This is a genomic window from Asanoa sp. NPDC049573, assembly GCF_040676615.1.
In the GTDB taxonomy this organism is placed as follows: domain Bacteria; phylum Actinomycetota; class Actinomycetes; order Mycobacteriales; family Micromonosporaceae; genus Asanoa.
Window position 1 is genome coordinate 49,691 of the sequence record NZ_JBFAPI010000029.1, and the last position, 7,770, is coordinate 57,460.

At 72.1% G+C, this 7,770-nt stretch carries 7 protein-coding genes and 1 pseudogene; 1 reads left to right on the plus strand and 7 read right to left on the minus strand.

Translation table 11 applies throughout. From position 1 onward, the window contains the following. Positions 1 to 137: 137 nt before the first annotated feature. The 7 genes from AB0J74_RS36200 to AB0J74_RS36230 all read right to left on the minus strand — a co-directional run bounded on the left by AB0J74_RS36200 (position 138) and on the right by AB0J74_RS36230 (position 7,277). On the minus strand, positions 138 to 1,748 hold the full coding sequence (locus tag AB0J74_RS36200; protein WP_363456898.1) for a trypsin-like peptidase domain-containing protein: 1,611 nt from the start codon (positions 1,746 to 1,748) through the stop codon (positions 138 to 140). 5 nt (positions 1,749 to 1,753) lie between these two features. Then, a complete protein-coding gene (locus AB0J74_RS36205) occupies positions 1,754 to 3,427 on the minus strand; it encodes a HAMP domain-containing sensor histidine kinase (protein WP_363456901.1) in 1,674 nt (557 codons plus the stop codon). Between the two features lie 14 nt (positions 3,428 to 3,441). Further along, complete coding sequence (locus AB0J74_RS36210) at positions 3,442 to 4,146, minus strand: response regulator transcription factor (protein ID WP_363456904.1); 705 nt, start codon at positions 4,144 to 4,146, stop codon at positions 3,442 to 3,444. A 75-nt stretch (positions 4,147 to 4,221) separates the two neighbouring features. After that, positions 4,222 to 4,809 carry a PadR family transcriptional regulator gene (locus AB0J74_RS36215; protein ID WP_363456907.1) on the minus strand — a complete coding sequence of 196 codons (588 nt, stop codon included), beginning with the start codon at positions 4,807 to 4,809 and terminating at the stop codon, positions 4,222 to 4,224. Continuing rightward, the gene (locus AB0J74_RS36220) at positions 4,806 to 5,639 is read right to left on the minus strand and encodes a DUF4097 family beta strand repeat-containing protein (protein WP_363456910.1); all 834 of its coding nucleotides are present in this window, start codon (positions 5,637 to 5,639) and stop codon (positions 4,806 to 4,808) included. The genes AB0J74_RS36215 and AB0J74_RS36220 overlap by 4 nt, the downstream gene beginning before the upstream one ends. Before the next feature lie 70 nt (positions 5,640 to 5,709). Then, positions 5,710 to 6,549: a lysophospholipid acyltransferase family protein gene (locus tag AB0J74_RS36225; protein WP_363456913.1), complete on the minus strand. Its 840-nt coding sequence runs from the start codon at positions 6,547 to 6,549 to the stop codon at positions 5,710 to 5,712. Continuing rightward, complete coding sequence (locus tag AB0J74_RS36230) at positions 6,546 to 7,277, minus strand: GNAT family N-acyltransferase (RefSeq protein ID WP_363456916.1); 732 nt, start codon at positions 7,275 to 7,277, stop codon at positions 6,546 to 6,548. The genes AB0J74_RS36225 and AB0J74_RS36230 overlap by 4 nt, the downstream gene beginning before the upstream one ends. A gap of 109 nt (positions 7,278 to 7,386) precedes the next feature. Between AB0J74_RS36230 and AB0J74_RS36235 the strand changes: the two are divergent. Beyond that, positions 7,387 to 7,770: pseudogene (locus AB0J74_RS36235) on the plus strand (hypothetical protein); the annotation flags it as partial.

Genomic DNA, 7,770 nt, shown 5'->3' on the forward strand with positions numbered 1-7,770 from the left:
TCACCGAGGGCGGACATGGGCGGTGGCGGGCAGCACGACCAACCCCCGAGGGCCGTGCCACCCGCCACCATTTGGGAGGAGGACCGTCTCCGCGGGTCACGCGGCTCGCGAGTCCTTGGTGTGCGCGTATCTAGGAGTTAAGACGCTTCAGCGAGCGTCACGGTTGCGGTCTTTTCCGCGCCGTTCCGGGTGTAGGTCAACTGCACCTGGTCACCGACCTTGTGCGACTGCACGGCCGACACCAGATCGTCGGAGCTGTTGATCGCCTCGCCGCCGAAGTTGGTGACGATGTCGCCCTGCTGTAGGCCCGCCTTGGCGGCCGGGCTGTTGGCGGTCACGCCGCTGACCAGGGCACCGCCGCCGTTCTCGTTCTCGGTCACCGAGACGCCGAGCGCCGGGTGCGAGATCTTGTCGCCGTTGCGGAGCGCCTGGGAGACCTGCTCGGCCTTGGCGCTCGGGATCGCGAAGCCGACGCCGATGCTGCCGTTGCCCTGGCCCGAGGTGGCGATCGCGGTGTTGATGCCGATCACCTCGCCGTTGGTGTTGACCAGCGCGCCGCCCGAGTTGCCGGGGTTGATCGGCGCGTCGGTCTGCAGCAGGCCGGACAGCGAGTTGACCGTCTGCTGTTGCTGCTGGCTCGGGAACGGGCTCTGCTGCTCGTCTTCGGACTGGGTGCGGATCGTGCGGTCCTTCGCGCTGATGATGCCGGCGGTCACCGAGCCCTGCAGGCCCAGCGGGCTGCCCAGAGCGAGCACGGTGTCGCCGACCTGCACCGCCGCGCTGTCACCGAACTTGACCGTGGGCAGGCCGGAGACGCCGCTGGCCTTGACCACGGCCAGGTCGGTCTTCGGGTCGGTGCCGACGATGTTGGCGGTGGTCCGCTTGCCGTTGTCGAAGACGACGGTGACGGTGTCGCCGGTGGCGCTGGCCACGACGTGGTTGTTGGTCAGCACGTAGCCGTCGCTGGTGAGCACTACACCGGAGCCCTCGCCGCTGCTGGTGGTGATGGAGACGACGCTCGGCTCGACCTTCTGCGCGATCTCGGCGAGCGACGACCGGTTGATCACCGGAGCCGCCGCCGCGCGGGCCGCGGAGTTGTCGGTGTCGTTGCCGTTGATGGCGGCGCCGATGACGCCGCCGACCAGGCCGGCGCCGAGCAGCAGCACGAGCGCCACGGCGACCGCCGCGATCCAGCGGCCGACCCGGTTGGGCCGGTGCGGGCCGGGCGCCTGCTGCCAGGGCTGGCCGGGCGGCGGGCCGCCCGGGCCGGCGGGACCGCCGGGGCCGACCCACGGGATCGGTGTGCCGTGCGGCTGCTGGGACCCGTGCGCCGCCGGGTAGCCGGCCTGGCCGTAGCCCGGCTGCTGGCCCGCGGGGTAGCTGTAGTTGGGGTATCCCGCCTGCGGGTAGCCCTGGCCAGGCTGCGGGTAGTGCGGCGCCGGCGGCTGCCACGGGCTGTGCGGCTGGCCGGTGACGGGCGTGCCGCTGACCGGCTGGGGGACGGTGGGCTGCTGCTCGGTCGGCCGCTCGGCGGCCGGCTGATACGCCGTGGGCTCCCCGGCCGGCTGGTACGCCGGTGGCCGCTCCGCCGCCGGCTGATACGCCGGTGGCCGCTCCGCCGCCGGCTGGTACGCGGTCGGCTGCTCGGCGCCCTCCGGACGCGCCGGCGCGGTCGCGTCGGACTCGGCTGCCGGCTCGGCGCTCCACTCGGGGTCGGATCGCCGGGGGTCGCTTTCGTGCTCGGTCATGACATTTACCTTTCCCCACCGCTCTGCGACGGGCCTGGGGCCGGGCTGAGTGTTGTCTGAGAGTGCCGGCCCGGATCCGCGCCGTTGCCGTTGTGGCTCTCGGGACCACCGTGGTGATCGGCGCCGTCGGGGCCACCCTGGTCCTCGGGACCGCCGTGTTCGTCGTGGTCGTCGTCGCCGGTGGCCAGCGGTAGCCGTACCCGGAAGGTCGAGCCCTGCCCGGGCACGCTGTCGACCTCGACGTTGCCGCCGTGCGCGCGGACCAGGGCCGCGACGATCGCGAGCCCGAGCCCGGTGCTGGTGGCCTCCCGGTCTCGGCGGCGCGCCGCGTCGGCCCGGTAGAACCGTTCGAAGACGCGTTCGGCCTGGTCCGGCGAGAGGCCCTGGCCGGTGTCGACCACCTCGACGATCGCGTAGCTGCCGTCGGACCGGAGCCGGACGCTGATCTCGGCGTCGGGCGGCGTATGGATGATCGCGTTGGTCAGCAGGTTGCCGAGCACCTGGCGGAGCCGGGCGTCGTCGCCCCGCACCACCAGCGCACCGGCCCGGGGTGCCACGTCGATCCCGATCTGCCGCTGCGGCGCCATCGCGCCGGCCGCCTGCACCGCCTCGCTGGCCAGCACCCGCAGCTCGACCGGGGACAGCGACAGTGGTCGCTCCCGGTCGAGGCGGGCGAGCAGCAACAGGTCCTCCACCAGGAGGCCCATCCTGGCGGCCTCGTCTTCGATCCGACGGACCAAGCGTGCGGTGTCTTCCGGCGGGCCGGCGGCGCCCTGCCGGTAGAGCTCGGCGAAGCCGCGGATGGTGGTCAACGGCGTACGCAACTCGTGCGAGGCGTCGGCGACGAACTGCCGCATCCGCTCCTCGGACCGCAGGGCCCGGGCCTCCGACGCCTGTGCGGCGAAGGCCGCGTCGCGGGCCGCCGTCTCGGACTCGGCCCGGGCGGCGAAGGCGGTCTCGATCTGGGTGAGCATCGCGTTGAGCGCCCGGGAGAGGCGGCCGAGTTCGGTCTTCGGCTCGTCGACGCCCGGCTCCGGGTCGGGCACGCGCTGGCTCAGGTCACCCGCCGCGATCGCCACCGTGGTGCGCTCGATCTGGCGCAGCGGTTTCAGGTTGCTGCGGACTATCGCGGCGCCCAGCGTCGCGAGCACGATCAGCACCGTGCCGCCGGCCAGGCCGTCGATCCAGAGCAGCTGTTTGACGGTGTGGTCGACGTCGGAGAGGTTGAAGCCGACGGCGACGATCGCGTTGCTGTCCTGCGGCTGCACCATCAGCACCCGCCAGCGGGTCTGGCTGCCGATCGCCTTGATCGTGTAGGGGTCGTTGTGGTGCTTCTGCAACTGCTGCTGCAGGCCCGTGTAGTTCTGCGGCAGGTCGGGCCCGTCCGGCGTGAAGAGCTGGCTGGTCGGCCGGCTGCTCAGGTCGTTGAGGGTGGGCTGGGCCGGGGTCGACGCGACCGCGAAGGCGTTGTCGCCGACGGCGAACTGGATGTTGTCGCGCAGCAGCGCCTGCACGTTGTTGTTGAGGCTGCGCAGGTTGCCGTCGACCTGGTCGAGCAGATAGTTGCGCAGGAAGAAGGTGCTGGCCGCGCCGATGACGAGCAGGGCGGCCGTCACCAGCGCCAGCACGGCGGCGACGAGCTTGACGCGCAGCGGAGTGCCGCGCAGGGGAGCCAGCATGAACGGCTGCGCTCCTAGGAACCCGTTGGCTTGCGGAGCACGTATCCGACGCCACGCAGGGTGTGGATCAGCCGCGGCTGTCCGTTATCGATCTTGCGACGCAGGTAGGAGATGTAGCTCTCCACGATGTTGTCGTCGCCGCGGAAGTCGTAGTTCCACACGTGGTCGAGGATCTGCGCCTTGGACAGCACCCGATTGGCGTTGAGCATCAGGTAGCGCAGCAGCTTGAACTCGGTGGGGGAAAGCTGGACCCGCTGGCCGGCGCGGTAGACCTCGTGGGTCTCCTCGTCGAGCTCGAGGTCGGCGAAGGTGAGCCGGGAGGCGCTCTGGTCGCCGGCCGTGGTGCGGCGCAGCACGGCCCGGATGCGGGCGGTCAGCTCTTCGAGGCTGAACGGCTTGGTGACGTAGTCGTCGCCGCCGAGGGTCAGACCCCGGATCTTGTCGTCGGTGGCGTCGCGGGCGGTCAGGAACACCACGGGCGTGCGGGTGCCGCCCTCGCGCATCAGCCTTATCACCTCGAAGCCGTCGAGGTCGGGCAGCATCACGTCGAGCACGACCAGATCGGGCCGGCGGTCCTTGGCCGCGCTGACCGCGGAGCTGCCACTGGTCGCAGTGCTCACGTCGAAGCCCGCGAACTTCAAGCTGGCGGAGAGCAGCTCGAGGATGTTGGGGTCGTCTTCGACGACGAGCAGTCTCGCTTCGGTCTGTGGAGCGGCCATGACACCCATCATTTACCCGTACGCTGTGTCGCCGCTGGACTGAAGCTGAAAGTCGGCTGTGCGCGATGTGCGAAGTCAGCGCTGCATCCGGCGCAGCCCGTCGAGCACCCCGTCGAGCAGGCGCGACGCGGTGCGCAGCTGGTCGTCGCTGAACCGCCCACGGCGGACGATCGCACGCACCTCGTCGGCGAACGCCACCAGCCGCCGGTCGAAGTCGTCGGCCGGGTCGGCGGCGGCCGGCCGACCGAGCTGGACGTCGACCAGCCAGCTTCCCCGCCGGGTCTGCCGGGCGGCCTCGCGCAGCTCGCGCTTGAGGTCGCGGGTGGCACCGCGTACCTCCGCCTGGATCTCGTCGGCGAGGTCGGCGACCGAGGCGTTGATGTCGTGTTCGAGCTCGGCCAGCTCGCCGGCCCGCTGCCGCAGCTCGGCCCGCCCGTCGTCGGTGATCGAGTAGGTCTTCCGGCCACCCGCCGCGGTGTGCGTGACCAGGCCCTCGGTCTCCATCCGGGCCAGCCGCGGATAGATCGTGCCGGCGCTCGGCGAGTAGGTGCCGTGGAACCGGTCGGCCAGCAGCCGGATCAGCTCGTAGCCGTGTTTCGGCCCGTCGTCGAGCAGCTTGAGCAGGTAAAGGCGCAACCGCCCGTGGCTGAACACGGCCGTCATTCCGGCGTCTCCTCGTCGTCGTCGACCGGCCGGGCCAGCAGGGCGATGCTGCCGGAAACGGTCGTCGCCCAGAGTTTGCCGGTTCCCAGCCCGAGAACCCCGCGCCGGTGCTGCGAAGCGCCGTGCTTCTCCGCGCCGAGCCCGTGGAAGGCGGTGGTGATCTGCCCCGACTGGGTGTGCAGGTCGACGGCCAGGTCGGCGTCCTGCCGGACCCGCACCGTGACGCTGCCGGAGGTGGTGTGCAGCCGCAGCTCGCGGTGATGGGCATTGTCAAGATCACACGTGACCGAGCCGGAGACGGTGGTCATCTCGACCCGGTCGGCGGCGCTGTCGGCCAGGACCAGCTCGCCGGAGACGGTCTTGAGGCTCAGGTCACCGTCGACGCCGAGCGCCTCGACCGGCCCGGAGACGACCTTGGCGCGGGTGCGCCCGCCGAGGCCCATCAGGGTGATCCGGCCGGAGGTCAGGTCGACCTCGGTGTCGGCGCGCAGGCCGGCGGCGACCACGGCGCCGTCGACCAGCCGCAGGTAGGCGGCGGTCGAGCGGGGCACGCCGATCGAGACGTCGACCCGGAACCGGCGACGGAGCTGACCGAGCCACCAGAGCACGCCGGGGAACCTGGGTAGCCGGTTGTGCCGGATCACGAGGGTACGGTCGACGACCTCGACGATCACCGGGGTGCGCCCGGCGCGGTTGATGTCGACCCGGGCCGGACCGTCGTCACCGCCGACCAGGTTGACCCGGCCGGAGACGAGGTTGACGTCGACCCGATCGATGGGCGCGTCGAGCACGATCTGACGCGGCTCCTCGACAGTCCAGCGATTGGACACGGCTCACCTCCCGAAGCCGCTTGAGCATAACGCGATACATCGCGATATGCCAGCGCCCTCGGGATCGTGGCTAGGCCGCGAGGGCCAGCGGCACCGGCTGGGGCTCGGCCTGGGCGAGCGGCGTCACCGGCGTCAACACGGGCATGCCGACCGCGGCCTGCGCGACCCGGGCCAGCGCCCGGCGGGAGGCTCCGGGCTCCGGGTGCAGCGCCGGCGCGACCGTCACCGACGCGACCAGGCGGGGCATGGCGAGCACCCGGCGTACGGAGTTCCAGAGTGTCTCGTCGCCGACGAACGAGGCCGCCGGGCCGCCGTAGTTGAGCACCACCGGCACGACCCGGGCACCCGCGTCGATCGCCGACTGGAACATCGCCGGGCGGAACGTGCCGACCGACGAGCCGCAGCCGGTCGTGCCCTCGGGGAAGACCGTGACCACGGCGCCGGAACGCAGCGCGTCGGCCACGTCGGCCACCGTGCCGGGCAGCGTCTTCGGGCGGGACCGGTCGACGAAGATCGTCCCACCGGACGCCGCCAGCGCGCCGAACAGCGGCCAGCGGCGCACCTCGACCTTGGCCAGCATCGGGCCCGGCGCCACCGCCTGCAGCGCGACGATATCGAGCCAGGAGACGTGGTTGGCCACGACCAGCGCGCGGCTCTTCGGGGGCCGGCCGCGCAGCCGCACCCGCACGCCGAGCGCGGCCAGGGTCAGCCGGGCCCAGGCCCGCCCGGCCCGGTCCCGGCCGCGGGCGCCCAGCAGCGGCAGGACCGGCACGAGCAGCCCGCCGACGAGCAGCGCGCCCATCAGCCGCACGAACCGGAGGACCTGCACCGCCTTCGGCGCCTCGGTGGGCTCGGCACCGGTGAGCAGGCAGTCGGTGCCGCAGTCGTTCTGCGGCCGCCACAGGCTCACTGGTCCTCGCCGAGGAAGTGCCGGCGATAGCGCGGGTCGATCCGGTCCGTCGAGAGCAGCACGTAGAGGTCGGCGACGTCGAAGTCCGGGTCGTAGGCCGGCGGGCCGCAGACCCAGGCGCCGAGCCGCAGGTAGCCGCGGAGCAGCGGAGGCAGGGCCGACGTGGTCGACGGCTCAGCCGGCTGGAGCTGCCACGGGTGCAGCGGACGGACCCGCATCCGGGGCGGCGAGAGATGCTTCTCCCGGGCCCGTTCCCAGACCGCGGCGGCGGTCTTGCCGCCGTCTTCCAGCTCGATCGAGGCGCAGCCGCCGAGCCAGCGCTTGTTGTGCAGATGCAGGTAGCGGGCGATGCCGGCCCACATCAGGTTGATCACGGCGCCGGAGCGGTGCTCGGGCGCGACGCACGAGCGGCCGGTCTCCACCAGCAGGTCCCGCAGCGGGTCCAGCGCGGTGAGGTCGAACTCGGTCTCGGCGTAGCGACGTGGTGCGCGCCCGGGCAGCAGCATCCGGTAGGTGCCGACGATCTCGCCGGACTTGTCGTCGCGGACGATCAGGTGGTCACAGAACTCGTCGAACTCGTCGACGTCGTGGCCCGGCACGGTCGTGTGCAGGGTCGCACCCAGCTCCCCGGCGAACACCTGGTAGCGCAGCCGTTGTGCGGCGGCGACCTGCTGCGCGTCGTCTGCGATCAGCAGGGTGTAGCCGCCGGTCCTGGTCAGGAGGTCCATGCGTTCTGTGTAAGTGTGCCGGCTACCACACGCGTGTCGCACAACAGGTGCAGGGATGTCGATTGCGTGAACGCCGGACGCGGGGCCCCCATGTGGAAGGGTGTGCAGCGTGGACGGGCTTTCGATGATGATCGCGGGTCGCTTCAACGGCCCGCCCGGCACGGGCAACGGCGGGTATTCGGCCGGCACCTTCGCGTCACTGGTCGACCGCGGCGTCCCGGAGGTCACGCTGGTCAAGCCGCCGCCGCTCGACGTGCCGCTGGCCGCCGACGGCGACCGGGTGCTCGACCCGGCCGGCGCCGTCGTCGCGACGGTCCGCCCGGTCGACCCGTTCGAGGTCGGCGCACCGCCGGTCGCGTTCACGTCGGCCGTCGAGGCCGCACAGGGCTACGCCGGTTTCACCGACCACCCGTTCCCGACCTGCTACGTCTGCGGCCCGGAGCGCGCCGACGGGCTCCGGATCTTTCCCGGCCCGGTCGGCGACGTGGTCGCG

Coding starts and splice junctions, on each gene's coding strand:
- AB0J74_RS36200 (WP_363456898.1), bottom strand. CDS start 1,748: ATGACCGAGCACGAAAGCGACCCCCGGCGATCCGACCCCGAGTGGAGC.
- AB0J74_RS36205 (WP_363456901.1), bottom strand. CDS start 3,427: ATGCTGGCTCCCCTGCGCGGCACTCCGCTGCGCGTCAAGCTCGTCGCC.
- AB0J74_RS36210 (WP_363456904.1), bottom strand. CDS start 4,146: ATGGCCGCTCCACAGACCGAAGCGAGACTGCTCGTCGTCGAAGACGAC.
- AB0J74_RS36215 (WP_363456907.1), bottom strand. CDS start 4,809: ATGACGGCCGTGTTCAGCCACGGGCGGTTGCGCCTTTACCTGCTCAAG.
- AB0J74_RS36230 (WP_363456916.1), bottom strand. CDS start 7,277: ATGGACCTCCTGACCAGGACCGGCGGCTACACCCTGCTGATCGCAGAC.